This is a genomic window from Mesorhizobium sp. LNJC405B00, from assembly GCF_000502615.1.
Taxonomy (GTDB): Bacteria; Pseudomonadota; Alphaproteobacteria; order Rhizobiales; family Rhizobiaceae; genus Mesorhizobium.
This window is the reverse complement of the sequence record NZ_AYWC01000010.1, coordinates 57840-75152: the sequence shown is the minus strand read 5'-3', so window position 1 is coordinate 75152 and position 17313 is coordinate 57840. Positions and strand designations below refer to the sequence as shown.

The following is a 17313-nucleotide window of genomic DNA, read 5'->3' as shown; positions in this document are numbered from 1 at the left end:
TTGATGTATCTGGCCGGAGCGCCGCGGCGCCATGTTAGGGTGCACTCCGAATCATCAAGCCGCCCAGTAAGGAGACGGTCATGGGCCGCATTCTTGTTTGGCTGATCGCCGCAATTTCGTTCTTCGCCTTTGCACCCGGCGTGGCGATGTCGGAACCGAAACATGCCATCGCCATGCAGGGCGAGCCGGCGCTGCCAGCCGACTACCAGCATTTCGACTACGTCAATCCCGATGCGCCCAAGGGCGGCAACATCACTTACTGCGTCGTCGGCAGCTTCGACAATCTGAACCCGTTCATCCTGAAGAGCCTGCGCACCACGGCGCGCGGCATGCAGGACCTCATTTTCGGCAATCTCGTCTTCGAGCCGTTGATGATGCGCAACTACGACGAGGCCTTCAGCCTCTATGGCCTGCTCGCAGACACAGCCGATATGGATCCCGAGCGCAAGTCGATCGAGTTCCATCTCAACCCAAATGCAAAGTGGTCCGACGGCGAGCCGGTGACGCCGGATGACGTGCTGTTCACCTACGATGTCTTCACCGACAAGGGCCGCCCGCCCTACAGGGACCGCATGAGCCTGATCGCCAAGCTCGAAAAGACCGGCGATCACAGCGTGCGCTTCACCTTCAACGACAAGGCCAATCGCGAGACCCCCTTGATCATCGCACTGACGCCGATCATCCCAAAGCACGCCTTCAACAAGGATACCTTCGACAAGACGACGCTGAAGCCGGTGATCGGCAGCGGTCCCTATACCATCGACAAGGTGCAGCCGGGACAGCGCATCGTCTTCAAGCGCAATCCGAATTACTGGGGCAAGGACATCCCTTCCAAGCGCGGCTTCGACAATTACGACCAGATCACCATCGAGTACTTCCTCAACGCCAATGCCAAGACGGAAGCGTTCAAGAAAGGCATCTGCGCCATTTACGATGAGGGCGATCCGGTCAAGCGCGAGCGCGATATCGATTTTCCCGCCTTCCATCGCGGCGAGGTGATCGCCGAGACCTTCGACACCGGCATACCGCCCGTGGTGACCGGCTTCCTGTTCAACACGCGACTGGAGAAGTTTTCCAATCCGGAGGTGCGGCGCGCGCTCGGCATGCTCTACGACTTCGAATGGGCCAACAAGAACCTGTTCGGCGGCAAGTACACGCGCACGATGAGCTACTGGCAAAACTCCGAACTTTCCGCGCTCGGCCATCCCGCCAGCGACAGGGAAAAGGCGCTGCTGGCGCCCTACCCCGGCCGCGTGCCGGCCGATGTCATGGACGGCAGCTGGCGCCCGCCGGTGAATGACGGCACCGGCCAGGACCGCAAGGTGATGAAGGTGGCGTTCGACCTGCTGAAGAGCCAGGGCTACGCCGTTAGGGATGGTGTCCTGCTGGACCCAAAGGGAACTCCCTTCGGTTTCGAGATCCTGACGGCCTCGCAGGACGAGGAACGCTTTGCCGCCATTTATCAGCGCTCGCTGGAAAAGATCGGCATCGCGGTGACCATCCGCAGCCTCGAAGCCGACCAGATCCAGTCGCGCAAGCAGCGTTTCGACTTTGAGGTTCTTGTCGGGTCGAGCGGGTTCAGCAACTCGCTGTCTCCCGGTATGGAGCAGAACCTTCGCTGGGGTTCTTCAGAGGCCAAAAGAGAAGGTTCATTCAATCTGGCCGGCGTCGCCGATCCGGCGGTCGACGCGGCGATCGACGCGATGCTGAGAGCACGGACCAAGGAAGACTATGTCGCCGCCGTGCGCGTGCTCGACCGATTGCTGATCTCCGGCAATTACATGGTGCCGATGCAGTACAACGCGCAGCAATGGCTCGCTTACTGGAATTACCTGGATCATCCCAAAAAGACACCCATATTCGGTTATCAATGGCCGACATGGTGGCGCAAGCCGAACTGAGCGTAGCCGAGATCATGCTCGGTAAAACGCTCGGCTGCAGGAGATCAAGATGAGCGATGACAATTCCATTACGGTCGACGTGGTTTCCGACGTCGTCTGCCCCTGGTGCTTCGTCGGCCAGAAGCGGCTGGATAAAGCGATTGCCGCTGCCGGCGACGTTGAGGTTCATGTGCGCTGGCGGCCGTTCCAGCTCGACCCGACCATCCCGCTCGAGGGCAAGGACCGGCGCGAATACATGCTGGCCAAATTCGGCAGCGACGAGCGCATCCGTCAGATGCATGCCCGCATAGAGCCGCTCGGCGAAGCCGAAGGCATCGATTTCGCTTTCGACGCCATCAAGGTCGCCGCCAACACGCTGGACGCGCATCGTGTCATCCGCTGGGCCGGTGCCGCCGGTGAAGCCGTGCAGAACCGGCTCGTGCGCCGGCTGTTCCAGCTGTATTTCGAGGAAGGCGGCAATATTGGCGACCACGCCGTGCTGGTCGATGCCGCCCGCGAGGCAGGCATGGACGCTGCCGTGGTCGAAACGCTGTTGCCGACCGATGCCGACGTCGAGGAGGTGCGCACAGAAATCGCCACGGCATCGCGGATGGGGATCACCGGCGTGCCGTGCTTCCTGCTCGAAGGCAAATACGCCGTCATGGGCGCGCAGGACGCCGACACGCTGACTGATGCCATCCGCCAGGTCGCGGCTGCAAAGGCCAAGGGCGAGCTGGAAAAGGCCGGCTGACCGAAGTTATTTCACCGTCACCTTGGCTTTGCTGAGGAAGAAGCCATGCCCGTTGCTGCCCGTGCAGGTCAGTCCCTTGGTTGACGACTGGCAGGTAAACGGCCCTTTGCTCCAGCTGTTGCCATAGGCCAGCTTCGCGACATCGCTGCAGCAGCCCTGCTCTCCCGGATTCTTGATCAATGTCGCCGGGCCGTTCGGCCCAAGGATCACGGTGACGTAGCTGGGCTCGACGCGCGAACAGCTCAGTTCCGGACCGCCATCCTGTGGCTCGTAGGTGCTGGTGCCGCCCTTCGGCGTGTAGATGCAGCCGATGTTGCCGGACGGCCCATTGAACTCGATTTGCCCTTCGGCGCTTGCCGCAATGGTCTGGCTGCCGGCATGCGCCAGAGGCAGCCAGGCAAGGAACGACAGGATTGCGGGAGCGGCGGCGCGTGCAAGCATGGAGAGCTTCCTTGTTCAAGAACCGGATATGCTGGGTGCCGACAGTGCCCGGCAAGGTTCATTCCAGCGCGCACGATTGTCAAACGGCGTTAAGCTGCAGCTAAAAAGCGCGTGCGGACGCATGAACAGTCGCTGTGCAGGGCGATCTTGCGTGCCCGACATGATGGCCTGTGAGATGATTCGCGCAGCCTTGGAGCGATCACCGATGGCAGTTTTTCGACCGATCCGGTTAGCGCGCACCAGGAAAACCGGCTGATGGGCAAGGCTTTTTGGTCACAAAGCCGTGTATGAGCCTTCCCTCAGGGAATATTTCCGCACATCTGAGCGTTCTCGCAAAGCACTGAAATGAAGGGGATATTTGGCCTGGAAACGGCGGCATCCCAGCACCGACTGTTGCCTCATGGCAACGGCGGGTGGGCTGCCTCACATTCGCCGGGATAAAATTCATAGAAAATGATCAATTGGTGTTACTATCCGTAACAAAACTAAAAAAGGTTTGGGCGGGATTGTGATTCGGGTCGACAGACCGCGACGTTCAATATCGGCACTTTGGAACCGCGACGCCCCCGCCGGGCCGTCGCCCCTGACGCCAGTATCGTCGATGCGGACCTTCTGGGGACTGATGCGGGCCTACTGGTTCTCGGACCGGTGGAGGGAAGCCTGGGCTCTCACCGTCGTCCTCGCACTCATCATAGCCCTGTCGAGCAAGGCGGACGTCTGGTTTACCGTGTTGGCGGGCGAACTGGCAGCCTCAATCGCTTTTTTTCACGACGCCGCGAATACCACGCCCCTTGAATCGGTGCTTACCAATGCCGGCCTGCTTGTCCTGCTGGTCGTGTTCAAGGACATGGGAATCATAGGCGCCTGCAAATTTGTATCGGCGACATTGCATCGCAAATGGCGCGCCTGGTTGAACGCGCGTTTCAATGCGGCGCTGCTCGATACCAACCATACGCACTACCACGCCCAGAATGGCTCGCCAGATGCGCCAGCGCCCGACAACATCGATCAGCGCGTGCAGGAATCCATCAAAGACATGGCGGGCGGCGCCATCGGGCTTGCCCAAGGTGTGTTCGGCGTCTTCACCTCACTTTATTTTGTCGGCGGCGCTTTGCTGGCGAATTCCGTGGAGGTAAAAGGCCTGGATGCCCTCGGCAGCTATGGCAGCGCCGTCCTCGCTCTGCTGGCGGTTGCCATCTACGTGCCGGTCAATACCTGGATCGCGGTCAAACTCGGCGGAATGCTGGAGTGGCTCAACGTCAGGATGCAGAAGGCCGAAGGCACCTATCGCAGCGAGCTGATCACTTTGTTGCGCCGCAGTTTCCATGTGTCGGCGTCGCAAGGCGAAGACGTGCAAAAGACGATACATGGACGGCTCTATCTCGATATCGATACCACCTGGTCGAAGCTCAACATCGTCAACACCCTCTATGCGGGATTCGAATCGGTCTATAATTTCGTCGGGGCCAAAGTTGTCGCCTACGGACCTGGTCTGGTGCCGTTCATCCACAACGGCGTCGACCTCAAGGGCTACATAACCGGTTCCGAGCAGGTCAACGCGCTGATCAGCAAATGTTCCTGGTTCATCCATGTCATGCCGAGTCTCGCCACCTTGCGGGCCAACAGCCAGCGCGTCATCGAGTTGGCGCACGCCATTGAGAACGTCCAACAGCCGCAGGAATTCTACAGCCAGACCGGCCGTTCCGACTTCCACTATGCCAGCCAGAACCCGGTCTTCGGCCTGACCATCCAGAAGCTTGAACTGGCGCATCAGGGTGAAGACGCCACGCCGTTCCTGAGCGCAGCCAATCTGCGCTTTCGGCGCGGCGAGTGGGCATTCCTCAAGGGCGAATCCGGCTGCGGCAAGACTTCGCTGATCAAGGCGATCAACGGCTTGTGGCCTTATGGCCGCGGCACCATCGTCTTCCCTGACGGTGTGAGGAGCTTCTATGCCGCCCAGGAGGTCAAGCTGCAGCAGGTGTCGCTGAAGCAGCTGGTGTGCCTGCCCGGCTCCGAGGACGACTATGGCGATGCGCAGGTCGCGGCAGCCCTGCACAAGGCCGGCCTTGGCGATTTCATCGAACACATGGCCGATGAAAGCCGCGAGGGAAAGATCTGGGACCAGCTGCTGTCCGGCGGCCAGAAGCAGAAGCTGGTTGTGGCCCGCATCGTGCTGCAGCAACCGGGACTGTTGTTCCTCGACGAAGCGACCGGCGCGCTCGATCCGGATGGCAAGATCGCCTTCCACCAGGCCATCAAGGACAACTGTCCCGATGTCACGGTGATCAGCATCATGCATGAGGCGGTGCCGCCACGTTCGGCCTCGGGCGAGGAATTCTACCATAGCGTGGTCGCGATCGCCGACGGCGTCGCCACCAAGAGGCCGCTTGTTCCGAACCTTCCGCGCGAGCTCACCACCATCCTTACGCAGCCGCGGCCGGTCGAGGACAAATGGATGCGTTTTTCACGCCGGCTGAAGCAGAAATAGCAGCCACGCCGAAGCGCGTTCCGCCACTGGCGGCGGGGCACTCGCTCCTCCCCCTTCAATAATCATCACAGTCTCGCGATTGGGCCGGCTCCCGGCTGTTTTCCGCCACCCCCGCGATTGACTCGCCAAGATGCGCTCCTATGTTGCGCCCGCTCGCTGAATTCCAACTCGAACCTGCGAGCAGAAAGGTCACCGCGCCATGCCTGGCGACAGTAGTCGAACGCAACCGCCGTCCGCCTCGATGTGACCTCTAACGGCTCACGTCCCGCCGGACGGCAAGGAGTGAGCCATGAACGAATTTACCCCCGTCGTAGCGGGCGACGATGCCGTCGCTATCGCGCGTATCCTTGCCAATGATCACGTCGCCGATGTCGTCGAGGCCCTGAACCGGGAAGCTCGCGATACCGCGATAGAACTGCTTTGCGAAATGCCGTTCGAGCGGCTGGTCGAGATCTTCGACCAGCCTGAACTCGACGGCGCCTCCGATCTGGCCGAGGCGCTGCCGCGCGCCAAGGCGTGCAAGCTGCTGACCGCCATGTCGGTCGACCGCGCCGCCGATATCCTGCGAGAGCTGGATGAGCCGACGCGCTCCGAGCTGCTCGGCGGGTTGGTCCCGCCGCTGCGGGCAACGCTGCTTTCCATTCTCGGCTATCCCGAAGGCAGCGCCGCCTCGATCATGACGACCGAATTCGTCAGCGTGCCGTCGGACTGGTCCGTCGGGCGCACGCTCGACTACATCCGCAAGGTGGAGCGGACGCGGGAGACCGTCTACGCCATCTACATCGTCGATCCAGACACGCATGTGCTGGTGCGCTCGACCGGCCTGCGCCGGCTGATCACCGGCGAGCCGGACGATCCGATCCTGTCGGTGGCGCCGGATCGCGCCCCGGTGACGGTGACGCCGCTGACCGATCGCGAGACACTGGCGCAGACGATCTCCAAATATGACCTGCTCGCGGTTCCCGTCGTCGACCATGGCAAGATCCTCGGCATCGTCACCATCGACGACATCATCGACACCATGATCGAGGAGACGACCGAGGACGCGCATCGCTTCGGCGGCATGGAGGCGCTCGACGAGCCCTACATGAAGATGAGCTTTCTCGCCATGATCAAGAAGCGCGGCGGCTGGCTGTGCGCGCTGTTCATCTCGGAGATGCTGACCGCCAATGCCATGCAAAGCTATGAAGGCGAACTGCAAAAAGCGATCGTGCTCACTCTGTTCATCCCGCTGATCATGAGCTCGGGCGGCAATTCCGGTTCGCAGGCGACCTCGCTCGTCATTCGCGCGCTGGCGCTGCGCGAGATCGGCCTTCGCGACTGGTGGCGGGTGGCGTTGCGCGAATTGCCCACCGGCTTCGTGCTCGGCGCCATGCTTGGCGTGGTCGGCATCTGCCGCATCGCGCTCTGGCAATATATGGGCTTCTACGATTATGGGCCGCATTGGCCGCTGATCGCGGCGACCGTGGGGGCAGCACTCGTCGGCATCGTCACCTTCGGCTCGCTGTCGGGGTCGATGCTGCCGTTCGCGCTGAAACGGATCGGCTTCGATCCGGCGAGCGCCTCGGCGCCGTTCGTCGCCACGCTGGTCGATGTCACCGGCCTGGTGATCTATTTCTCGGTGGCGCTGGTCATCCTGCGCGGCACTTTGTTGTAATAAGCTTCAGGCTCCCATCTCGGTGGCAACAGCGGCTGCCATGGGGGGTTCTTCAAGATCGAGCGCGCGGGCGTCAATCGACCCGCACGCCGTTCTTCACGCGGTAGGTAGGCTTGTACATGGTGACCAGTTCCTCCGCTGCCGTCGGGTGGACGGCCATGGTGCGGTCGAAATCATCCTTGGTGACGCCGGCCTTCAGCGGAATGCCGAGCAACTGCGCCATCTCGCCGGCGTCCGGCCCGAGGATGTGCGCGCCGAGCACTTTTCGCGTGGCGCCATCGACCACCAGCTTCGTCAGCATCCTTTCGTCGCGGCCCGACAGCGTGTGCCGCATCGGCCGGAATGTGGCGCGGTAGATTTCGATATCGGAGTAGCGCTTGACGGCATCGTCCTCGGACAGCCCGACGGTGCCGATCTCCGGCTGTGAGAAGACGGCGGTCGGGATGGTGTCGTGGTCGGGCGCGGTCGGATTGCCTTTGAATGCGGTCTCAATGAAACACATGGCCTCGTGGATCGCCACCGGTGTCAACTGCACGCGGTTGGTGACGTCGCCGATCGCCCAGATGTTGTCGATGTTGGTGCGGGAATATTCGTCGACAACGATGGCGCCGGTTTTGCCGAGTTCGATGCCGACGCCTTCCAGGCCCATATTCTCAGTGTTGGGGAGGCGGCCGATGGCGAGCATGACCTGGTCGACTGTCAGCACCTTGCCGCCGGTGACCGACGCATCCAGCCTGCCGTCCGGCCGCTTGCGGACCCATTCCGACACGGCGTGGCAGAGGATCTTGATCCCCTTCTTTTCCATGGTTTCGTGCAGCATGCGCCGCAGGTCCATGTCGAAGCGCGACAGTATCTCCTTGCCGCGATAGACCAGCTTGGTGTCGACGCCCAAGCCATGGAAGATATTGGCGAATTCGACGGCGATGTAGCCGCCGCCCTCGATCATGATCGCCTTCGGCAGTTGCTTGAGGTCGAAAACCTCATTGGAAAAGATGCAATGCTCGTGACCGGGCAGCGCCGGGTGCGGCGCCGGCCGGCCGCCGGTGGCGATCAGGATCTGGTCGGCGGTGACGGTGCGGTCATCGCCCAGGAGATGCACGACATGCGGGTCGACCAGCATGGCGCGCGAGTGGAACGTCTCGCCGCCGGCGCCTTTCACGTTCTTTTCGTAGATCGCTTCCAGACGGGCGATCTCGCGGTCCTTGTTGGCGACCAGCGTCGGCCAGTCGAAGCTCGCCTCCGGCACCGTCCAGCCATAGCCGGCGGCGTCGGCAAAATGCTCGGGAAATTGCGAGGCATAGACATAGAGTTTTTTCGGCACGCAGCCACGGATGACGCAGGTGCCGCCATAGCGGTATTCCTCGGCGATGCCGACACGCTTGCCGAGCGCTGCCGCCACGCGCGCCGCCCTCACCCCGCCGGAGCCGCCGCCGATGACGAAGAGATCGTAGTCGTAACCGGCCATGCTGCTGTTCCTTGCCTCAAGAAATGTTTGAGACAGGTAGGCCGCATGAGGCCAAAAGAAAAGCCCGGTTTCCACCGGGCTTTCTGGTCCAGCGGCAAGGATGCCGGTGGCGAAATCAGACCTCTTAGTTCTTCGGCGCTTCCGGCTGGTCACCGTCTGCGGGCGCATCGCCGTCGGCAGGTGCAGCGCCATCGGCGGGGGCAGTTGCGTTATCCGGCGCAGGCGCGGCCGGAGCAGCGGCCTTCGCGGCGGCTGCCAGCGTTTCGCCGACCTGCTGGGCGAGATCGCGCGCCAGGCCGTTCTGCCAGATGTCGGCGGCCTTGACCAGTTCGCGCGTCACGTTGGGGCCGTTGTCGAGCAGCTTCTTGCCGGCATCGGAATTGTAGAAGGCGGCGATGTCGGTGAGATCCTTCTCGGAGAACACCTTGGCATAGGCGAGCGCTGCTTCCTTCTCCAGATCGGCACGGCGCGAGGCCAGCGCCAGTGCCTTTTCGCTGACGGTCTTGCCGATCAGCTCCTGCATATCAGGGTTCTTCTGGATGAGCTGCTGCTCGAGCGAGGCCGCCGCTTGCGGCAGGATGTTGTCGAACGAGTCGGTCGCGTGGATTGCCGTGACCGCCGCCCGTGCCGCCTTCAGATGCGATTCCGTGATCTCCTGCGAGAACGCCGGGGAAGAGAAGGCGAAAACGGCCGAAGCCGCCAGAACGGCGCAAAGATTGCGAACCCGGTTATGCAACATCATGATCGGTAGAACTCCCTGGTTTTCGGGCGGCATGGACTGTTTGGATGCCGTCGCCGCCGGCGATGATGGCCGCTGACGCCAGCCCGATGAAAAGACCATGCTCGACCACACCAGGAATGGCATGGAGAGCATTAGAAAGCGCTCTTGTATCCGGAATGCGGCCAAAAGATGCATCGAGGATAAAATGGCCGCCGTCTGTAACAAAAGGCTGGCCCCCCGTCATCCTCAATGTAACCGGGCCGGAAAGGTCGAGACTTTTGGCCGCTGCCGCGACCGCGATTTCGGTCGCGCACAGGCCGAATTGGTTGACTTCGATCGGCAAGGGAAACCGGCCAAGGGTGTCGACCATCTTCGAGCGATCGGCAATGACGATCATGCGCTGAGATGCCGCCGCGACGATCTTCTCGCGCAGCAGCGCGCCGCCGCCGCCCTTGATCAGTGTCAGCGCCGCGTCGATCTCGTCGGCGCCGTCGACGGTAAGGTCGAGCTCGGGCGTTTCCTCAAGCGTCGACAGCGGCACGCCAAGTTCGCGGCAAAGGGCTGCGGTGCGCTCCGACGTCGGCACGCCGATGACGGACAAGCCGGTGGCGATCTTTTCGGCCAGCAGCCGCACGAATTCGTCGGCCGTCGTCCCGGTGCCGATGCCGATGCGCATGCCGTCGCTGACATGGGCAAGGGCTGCCCGCGCGGCCTCGACTTTCAACTGCCTCGCATCCATGCTCGCCCCAGGGGTTTGGCTTGGTTCTGATTTTTCTGGATGCGCGCTCCTAGCACTTTTGCCCGCAGGGTCAAAGACTTTGGCTCGCACCGGCTTGCCTGAAAGAAGCGCAGCCGCTATCGCGTGCCTGCAATGCATCAGCCACAGGACAGGCCATGACCCAACCGATCATCGTGTTCGACCTCGACGGGACGCTGATCGACACGGCGCCGGATCTGCTCGACAGCCTCAACCACAGCCTTGCCGCCAGCGAGCTTGCCGCTGTCGACGAGGCCGGCTTCCGGCGTTTTGTCGGCCAGGGCGGACGGGTGATGATCGAGCGCGCGCATACCGCGCAGCAGAAATCGCTGGCGGTGGAGGAGCACGACAGGCTGCTGAAGGTGTTCCTCGACCACTACACACTCAACATCCCCGGCAAGTCGCGCCCCTACCCTGGTGTCGTCGAAGCCATCGCCCGCTTCGAGAAGGCCGGCTATCTGCTCGCCATCTGCACCAACAAATATGAGGCGAATTCGAAAGCGCTGATCGAGGCGCTCGGCCTGACAAAGCATTTCGCCGCGATCGCCGGCCAGGACACGTTCGCCTTCCGCAAGCCCGACCCGCGCCATCTGACCGAGACCATCCGGCTCGCCGGCGGCGATCCGCATCATGCGCTGATGGTCGGCGATTCGCAGACCGACATCGACACCGCCAAGGCCGCCGGCATTCCGGTGGTCGCCGTCGATTTCGGCTACACCGACCGCCATGTCAGAGAATTCGAGCCGTCGGCGGTGATTTCGCATTTCGACGCGCTGACGCTCGACCTGGCGGAACGGCTGATTGCAGCTGCGGCCGGCTGAGCGAAACGGGCGATTGCGGGCAGCGCCTGCCCTCGCCTATTTCAGGCATAGAAGGCGGGCGCATCGCCTTGACTTCACAACCCTGCCTCCCTTATATCGCGGCTCGCTTGGCCTTCGGGCAACGAGCGGGCGATTAGCTCAGCGGGAGAGCACACCCTTCACACGGGTGGGGTCGCAGGTTCAATCCCTGCATCGCCCACCATTCAATCTGCTTGGAATCCCTAGATAATTTAATCAGCCGCCATGGAGTGAGCGCCAGTCATTGGCGCGCAAACCGAAAACCCTCCGGCATGGCGTCATACCGGCCCCACCCGTTCCACCGGTTAGCCGGTCCGGATAGTGGTCCCGCTTGCCCACGCGGGAAGCTCATTTGCTACCGCCGCTACCAGCTTATTGAGCGCCTTAGCGGCACACTTAAGGCACGCCGGATCATCGGCATGTATGTCTCCGTGGTGCCCGGCCGACGATGACCAATCTGGGTGGCGGTATCCCATTCGGTTACTCCGTTTAACCTCATCATCGAGCACAAATGTGCCGTAAGCTTCACGATAGGCCGGAGCCTCTTCGTCTGAATCTTGCGAGAAACCCGGCGCTTGCCTAGGCAAAAACCTGTGACCCTATTAAACCGGTGCCACCGAGTGCGGCGATTGCGCCTAAGCGGTTCGGGTGACCATGTTTAAGAAGAAAACTGTCTTCATTGTTGGTGCTGGCGCCAGCGCAGAAGTTGATTTGCCGATGGGAGATGCGCTTAAGGGCGCATCGGCAAGGCGCTGGGCTTTACCTTCCCGGACGGGTTCAATCCGAAAGAAGGAAATTTGGCTGTTTATTGGGCTGTCCAAGAGCATATCAAGAAGCTGGAAATACGAGATTCTAACCCTTGGTGGCGCGCTGGCCGAGCCATCAAAGCCGCCATGCCGCAAGCTATTTCGATTGATAACTTCATGCACACCCATTCCCATGACGAACACATCGTCTTCATGGGCAACCTCGGGATTGCCGTCTGCATCCTAGAGGCCGAACGGGCTTCTAGCCTTCGCGGCGACAAAGATCGGGATGGCAAATTGAATTACGACTCAATCAAAGAGAGCTGGCATTCAACCTTCGTCAAAATGCTTTTGGAAAATGCCCAGGCGAAGGCCACTGACACGCTTTTCGACAATGTGAGCTTTATCACCTTCAACTACGACCGGTGTATCGAACTCTATTTGGAAAAGGCCTTGCAAAACTACCTGCTCATCTCGGAGCAGGAAGCGCAGAAAGCCGTCAACAAGCTGACCGTCATCCATCCCTACGGTCAGGTCGGCAGGCTACCGTGGCAACCAAACGGCCAGGTTAAATTCGGCGCCGAACCACATTCAACCGAGCTTTTAGAGATTGCCAAACAGATTCGAACTTTCACCGAGCGCGTGGAAGACGAGGAGATGATGGCCAGAATTCACGGCCTCATCGCAGAGGCCGAACAGGTGATTTATCTTGGGTTTTCGTATGGGACCATGAACCTTGAGCTGCTGACTCTTCCAGAGAAGGGAAAAAAGAAGTCGCTTGTCCTTGGCACCAGCATAGGTATCTCAGACGCGAACCGCTTTCTCATCTCCGAGGAAATTCAAACTTCGCTCGGACCAGAGGCGGTGACTTTTGGAAAAATCGATCTCCCTCCGACAACCTGCAATGAGCTTTTGCGTAATTATTGGAGGCCAATCGCGCGGTGACCGAAGTCTCTTGGCATGGTTAAGAAAACGGCGAAATGCCGGCGAGATGAAAAGACGGAGGCTGAACGAAGGTTGATTCCCCAGTTGTGGATGCGATTGACGCAGCCTTATCCGGTATGAGTCAGGAGTCGGTGTCGGCGCCCCAAATCGCACGCCAAAAAAAGCTAACAGCTGCAGTCCGCCCCTTCCCCACCAAAATTCTTCTGGGCAAAATTCAAGGCGCTTGAGTAGCTCGTATAGCTCTGGAACTGGCAGACATCGGAGCCGTTGCGCACCTTCATCTGCTCGAGATCCCAGAACGAAACCTCGATGTGGTCGTTGGCGCAATAGACCGTGTATTTTTCAGGCTCCAGCGCGCTGGCTTTCTGCAGCGGCATAGAGACGGCAGGAATGGAAAGCGCTGCAAGTGCAAGCATGACGGCGTGGCGTGTGCGCATGGTAAACCGCCAGAGTGAAACCGGCCCGTATTATCGCCGTTATTTTGAAGCGCTGCATCACGGCTTTTTGACGAACCAGATTTTCTTCCGGCAGCCCGTGCTTTCTGCCGCTGCTATATGCTGATCCAGATCTCCAGCGTGTTGGCGCCGATAACGGGGACTGCCTTTATGGTCACCGCTTGGCCGGCAGCGGTAAGGTCGGCGGCCAGCAGTTCGGCGGCGCGGTGGTCGGCGTCGCTGTCGGGATTGTAGCGAACCTCGTTTTTGCCGGCCGCAGCGGCGACCCGTTCTTCACCAGGGCTTGGAATATTCCAGCCCAAGGCCCGCATCTTGGCGGAGAGCGCCTGGGCGTCCTCGCGTGTCATGCCGGCGAACTGGACGTAAACCGTCTGCGGGCTCCGCTGGATATGCAGCCGGTCCTTCAACGTGTTGAGGGCTTCGCGGTCCTGATCGTCGATGATTGCATGCCCATCGACCTCGGACATATGGAGATCCGCGACGGCGCGGCGCGCGGCGGCAAGCACAGGCAGCCAATCCGGGCGGCTCCACAGGTCGGGCGGAACGCTGAGCAAGGTCTCAAGCACGTTGCTGCGCCCGGCAGGCGTCAGTCCGGTCATGTGTCGGAGGCCGGCCATCTCGACGAGAGCCGCCACGACCTTGCGCCGTTCAGGTGCCGGCAGGTCCGGATTGCCGAGGACGGCAATCAATTCATCGCGCAGCGCATCGCTGGCGCCGTCGGCGCTGTCGAGCAGCTTGACGCGGCCCGCCAACGCGTCTGCCGCGGTTCCATCCGGGCCGGGGTTCTTCACTGAATCCGTCCATTCGATGAGCGTGCCGAAATTCAGACTGGTGCGCTTTTCAAGCTCGGCAACCGGGAGCCGGTATCGCTCGGGATCGAATTCGCCTATTGCGTCGGCTGGAATGAAGAACGCGTCGACGACGAATTCGGGCTCCCTCACCTCTCCCTTAGCGGCAGCCGGCACGGAAGAAACGGCGAGTTTCCAATAGGCGTAGGGGGCCGGCACGCCGCCGATCGGCTGGTCCGCAGGCCGGAAGACCGGACCGCTGAAAATGATCACCCGGTTGGCCAGTGGATTATGTTGCGTGCCCACCCAGCTTTCGAGCCGCGTCCACCTGAGCCGATAGAATTCACGCGCCTGCGGCATCGTGTTCGGCAAGATACGGGTATATTGCGCCAGTTTGAGCGCTGCCGCGGCCGGATCACCTGCGAATTCGGGACCCCACGCAATGTCATTTGCGCTTGCCAAACGCGCCGGCAGCCAGCTTCGATTTTGGCCAAGATACCAGTTGAGATCCGGCTGCACTGAAGTCGGTTGGCGGACATCGTACCGCAATCCGCTGCCGGTGATCTGGAGGCTCACTCTTTGCGAGCGGTCCAGATTGACCGCTGAATAGATGGCCATGCGGTGACTTCGGTCCATGACCAACGAATAGTTGAAGTAGGCCAGCGGCGCCGACAGGCCGACGTCGCTCGCCAAATCGCCGGTTAGCCTGGGCAAACCGATTTTGGCCTGGATAAAATCGATGTTGTATCCCGTAAGGCCGCTGGGCAAGTTGTCCGTAACTTTGCCGAGCAGCGGTTCGAGTGCACTCTGCAGCGGTGCCGGCAACTGGGCGAGAACGACCTCGCCGCTCCTGACCTGATCAGCCAATTCCACAAGCACGGCCTGCCGCAGACTGGGAGTCAGCTCGTCGATGGCCATTTTTTCAAGTTTGAGCTGTGTGATCACCAGCACGGTCGCCGACCGCAAGGTGCCCTGCACGGCTTGCTGCTCGGCGAGCCTTTTGGCGGCGTCATCGACACTCTTCCGCGCGACGTCAAACGCGGCCTCGGCCTGCTCGCGCGCACTTTTTGTCTCTTTAAGGGCCTCGCTAAGGGCTATGTTGAGCGTCGCGAGCCTGTTCGCTGATTCCTCTGCTTGAAGCAGCGCCTTGTCGGCAATCGAGCGCGCATCGAGAGCTTCGTTTCTCTGGGCATAAGCGAAATAGGTCACTGCTGCGAGTATTATCCCAAGCGCGGCGAACACCAAGGTCAGCAGTGTCTTGCGACGTTCGCGCGTTTTCCTCTCCGTCTCCGCCTTGGCGCTCGCCTCGACGAACTCGGCAATATCAGGCCCCTGCGGCAGCTCCGCCGCCTCCTTCAGCGCTTCGCCGCGCAGGAGATAGCCGGGATAGCCGGTGTTCTTCCATTGCCGGGCCTGGGCGGCAACGCGGATGCGAAAGCGCTCGATCAGCTCGTCCGAACTCAGTTCGTCGTCGGATGCGAAGCCGTCGCCGGATACGGCACTGTCCTTGGTCACGACGGCAACCGGTTCGGGAACGGCGATGGCAATGTCCCCCGAATCGGTGATTTCACGCGATGCGGATTCGGAGTCGACCGCGACGGCAATTGGCTCGGCTGTTTGGAGGCCGCCACTGCCTGCGAAGGGCGCTAGACGCGCCGGGCTGACGTCGGCTGAGGTGATGCCCGGCCGCGTGACCAGTTCGGCGGACCAATAATCGAGTATGCGCTGCGCCGCGCGCCGGTCGGATTCCCGCGCGATGGTGCTGCCGGCGCGCCGTGCCTTGGCCAGGAAGTCGCGGATGGCCTGCGCGTCGGGGGCCGTGTTGTCGATGCTGGCTTCCGTCGTCTCGGCGCCGGCCTTGTCGTTTCGGCTCATCGATGGGTCGACGGCTTCATTGCTGCTGGCGATGCGCATCAGCTCGAGATGTGCGATCCGGATGTCGCTCAGCGAAATAAAATCGGCCGGAGTTTCGGTCTCCGTGCCTGTCGCAAGTTCATCGCTCATGGCCCCAGGTCCTCAATGATCTTATGCAAAGGCGTGCTGACGCGGACGATCGAGGCGCATTCCGTTTTCAGCGCCAGATCGACCTGGACGAAGCGTTGCTGGGCCTCGTCCCGATAGGCTTCGAAGGCAAGGATGAAGGCGGTGTCGACGGTTTCGCGCGACAGCTGGTCGTTGACGTCGGTGGAGTAGTCGGCGAGCGTCGTTCGCCAGGCACCATTGGGATCGAGATCGGCAAGAACCTTGACCTTCACTTCCAGGTTTCGCCACAGTGGCGAAAACTGGAACGGCAGCGACTTGTCCGCCGCGGCGCCCTCTTCTATCGGCTCGATCATGTCGGTGAGGCTGGCCAGCTTGTTGTCGACGTCCTGCCAGAGCTTATGCTCGACGACGCGCGCATAGATGGTCGACGACAGCACCATGATCGCGTCATGCGCGGCCTTGATCAAGGGCACGGACGGCTCTTCTGCAGGAAGTTTGCCGGCTATCGTATCTAGACCGGTGGCCAAAAGTCCGAAGGGCAGGTTCTTTGCCGTGACGAAAATCTGCTGGTTGAGCCGCGAGGGCACGACGCGCAGCACGGTGCGCACGTCAAAAAGCGCGTCGTAGGCGTCCGGAGACTTGTTATCGATGGCAGCCTGCAACTTGATCGCAGCCGCCTTGAGGTCGTCGAGCCAGGCCTGCTCGATATCGTGAAGCGCTGGCCCCGCCGGCAGCTCCATGACCGACTCTCCGATCGAGACACAGAAGAGCTTCAATATTTTGAGGAAATTGCGCATGACGCGGACCTGCTCCAGGTCGGCCCCCATGTCCCGGGCGGCGACCAGCAGGTTCTGGAAGCTGCCGATGCCGTATTGAAAACTCTGCAGATGGTCATGCAGGTCCTTGTAGGTCTTGAGGACATCGATCTGGCTGGTGACATTGGTGAGGCCGTTGTCGGCGGCAAGCGTGGCCTGAATGTCCTTGGACTGCTGGTTGACGGCGTTGAAGCCTGCGAGCGCGGTGTTGACCCGATCGTCGGTCGTCAGGCCGGGCAACTCGGCCGTCGGTTTCTGGCCCGCGGCGAGTTCGTCCAGATAGGCCTTGAACCGGGCCGCGCACTGCGGATTTTGCGCCACGACGGCAGTCATAAGCGCCTGCGACAGTTTATTGGTCAACGCATAGTCAAGGATGTTGAACCAGACTGTAAGCGCCGCCCCCTGGAGGTTGATGGCGCCAGCGACGATTCCAGCGTCCTTGGTTACCTGCAACCAATCGGGAGGCAATGGGTAGAGATCAGCCAGTTGAAGCCTGAGGTCGAAATAGGCGCTGATCTCTGAACTCCCTGGTGTTTGGTGTCTGGCGTTATGAACCGTCACATCCGAAAAAATTTACATGCC

Annotated in this window: 13 protein-coding genes and 1 tRNA gene; 7 read left to right on the top strand and 7 right to left on the bottom strand. The window is 61.1% G+C overall.

What is annotated here, in order from left to right:
• Window positions 1–80 precede the first annotated feature (80 nt).
• Window positions 81–1901 carry an extracellular solute-binding protein gene (locus tag X756_RS146630; protein WP_023730584.1) on the top strand — a complete coding sequence of 607 codons (1821 nt, stop codon included), beginning with the start codon at window positions 81–83 and terminating at the stop codon, window positions 1899–1901.
• 49 nt (window positions 1902–1950) lie between these two features.
• Window positions 1951–2631, top strand: coding sequence for a DsbA family protein (locus X756_RS146635; RefSeq protein WP_023730583.1), 681 nt, complete (start codon window positions 1951–1953; stop codon window positions 2629–2631).
• A 6-nt stretch (window positions 2632–2637) separates the two neighbouring features.
• Here the strand turns inward: X756_RS146635 and X756_RS146640 are convergent, their stop codons facing one another.
• Window positions 2638–3072 carry a hypothetical protein gene (locus tag X756_RS146640; protein WP_023730582.1) on the bottom strand — a complete coding sequence of 145 codons (435 nt, stop codon included), beginning with the start codon at window positions 3070–3072 and terminating at the stop codon, window positions 2638–2640.
• 601 nt (window positions 3073–3673) lie between these two features.
• Between X756_RS146640 and X756_RS146645 the strand changes: the two genes are divergently transcribed.
• Entirely contained in the window at window positions 3674–5560 is a 1887-nt protein-coding gene (locus X756_RS146645; RefSeq protein WP_023730581.1) for an ABC transporter ATP-binding protein/permease, read from the top strand.
• A 289-nt stretch (window positions 5561–5849) separates the two neighbouring features.
• Entirely contained in the window at window positions 5850–7217 is a 1368-nt protein-coding gene (gene mgtE, locus X756_RS146650; RefSeq protein ID WP_023696129.1) for a magnesium transporter, read from the top strand.
• Between the two features lie 73 nt (window positions 7218–7290).
• Here the strand turns inward: mgtE and gor are convergent, their stop codons facing one another.
• The 3 genes from gor to rpiA form a co-directional block, all read right to left on the bottom strand.
• Window positions 7291–8682: a glutathione-disulfide reductase gene (gene gor / locus X756_RS146655; protein WP_023730580.1), complete on the bottom strand. Its 1392-nt coding sequence runs from the start codon at window positions 8680–8682 to the stop codon at window positions 7291–7293.
• A gap of 124 nt (window positions 8683–8806) precedes the next feature.
• Window positions 8807–9424 (bottom strand): DUF2059 domain-containing protein, encoded by a 618-nt coding sequence (locus X756_RS146660; RefSeq protein ID WP_023668979.1) that lies wholly within the window; start codon window positions 9422–9424, stop codon window positions 8807–8809.
• Window positions 9411–10142 carry a ribose-5-phosphate isomerase RpiA gene (gene rpiA, locus X756_RS146665; protein ID WP_023730579.1) on the bottom strand — a complete coding sequence of 244 codons (732 nt, stop codon included), beginning with the start codon at window positions 10140–10142 and terminating at the stop codon, window positions 9411–9413. The genes X756_RS146660 and rpiA overlap by 14 nt, the downstream gene beginning before the upstream one ends.
• Before the next feature lie 155 nt (window positions 10143–10297).
• Here rpiA and X756_RS146670 point away from each other — a divergent pair, with 155 nt between their 5' ends.
• The 3 genes from X756_RS146670 to X756_RS146680 all read left to right on the top strand — a co-directional run bounded on the left by X756_RS146670 (window position 10298) and on the right by X756_RS146680 (window position 12690).
• Complete coding sequence (locus tag X756_RS146670) at window positions 10298–10981, top strand: phosphoglycolate phosphatase (RefSeq protein ID WP_023691328.1); 684 nt, start codon at window positions 10298–10300, stop codon at window positions 10979–10981.
• Between the two features lie 127 nt (window positions 10982–11108).
• Window positions 11109–11183: transfer RNA gene (locus tag X756_RS146675), tRNA-Val, on the top strand.
• A gap of 613 nt (window positions 11184–11796) precedes the next feature.
• Complete coding sequence (locus tag X756_RS146680) at window positions 11797–12690, top strand: hypothetical protein (RefSeq protein WP_023730578.1); 894 nt, start codon at window positions 11797–11799, stop codon at window positions 12688–12690.
• A gap of 164 nt (window positions 12691–12854) precedes the next feature.
• Here X756_RS146680 and X756_RS0134860 read toward each other — a convergent pair whose 3' ends face one another.
• The 3 genes from X756_RS0134860 to X756_RS146690 all read right to left on the bottom strand — a co-directional run bounded on the left by X756_RS0134860 (window position 12855) and on the right by X756_RS146690 (window position 17064).
• Window positions 12855–13127 (bottom strand): hypothetical protein, encoded by a 273-nt coding sequence (locus X756_RS0134860; RefSeq protein WP_023730577.1) that lies wholly within the window; start codon window positions 13125–13127, stop codon window positions 12855–12857.
• 113 nt (window positions 13128–13240) lie between these two features.
• Window positions 13241–15937, bottom strand: coding sequence for a DNA/RNA non-specific endonuclease (locus X756_RS146685; RefSeq protein ID WP_023730576.1), 2697 nt, complete (start codon window positions 15935–15937; stop codon window positions 13241–13243).
• Window positions 15934–17064, bottom strand: a complete 1131-nt coding sequence (locus X756_RS146690) for a hypothetical protein (RefSeq protein WP_156941398.1) — start codon at window positions 17062–17064, stop codon at window positions 15934–15936. Before X756_RS146690 ends, X756_RS146685 begins: the two co-directional genes overlap by 4 nt.
• Window positions 17065–17313 lie beyond the last annotated feature (249 nt).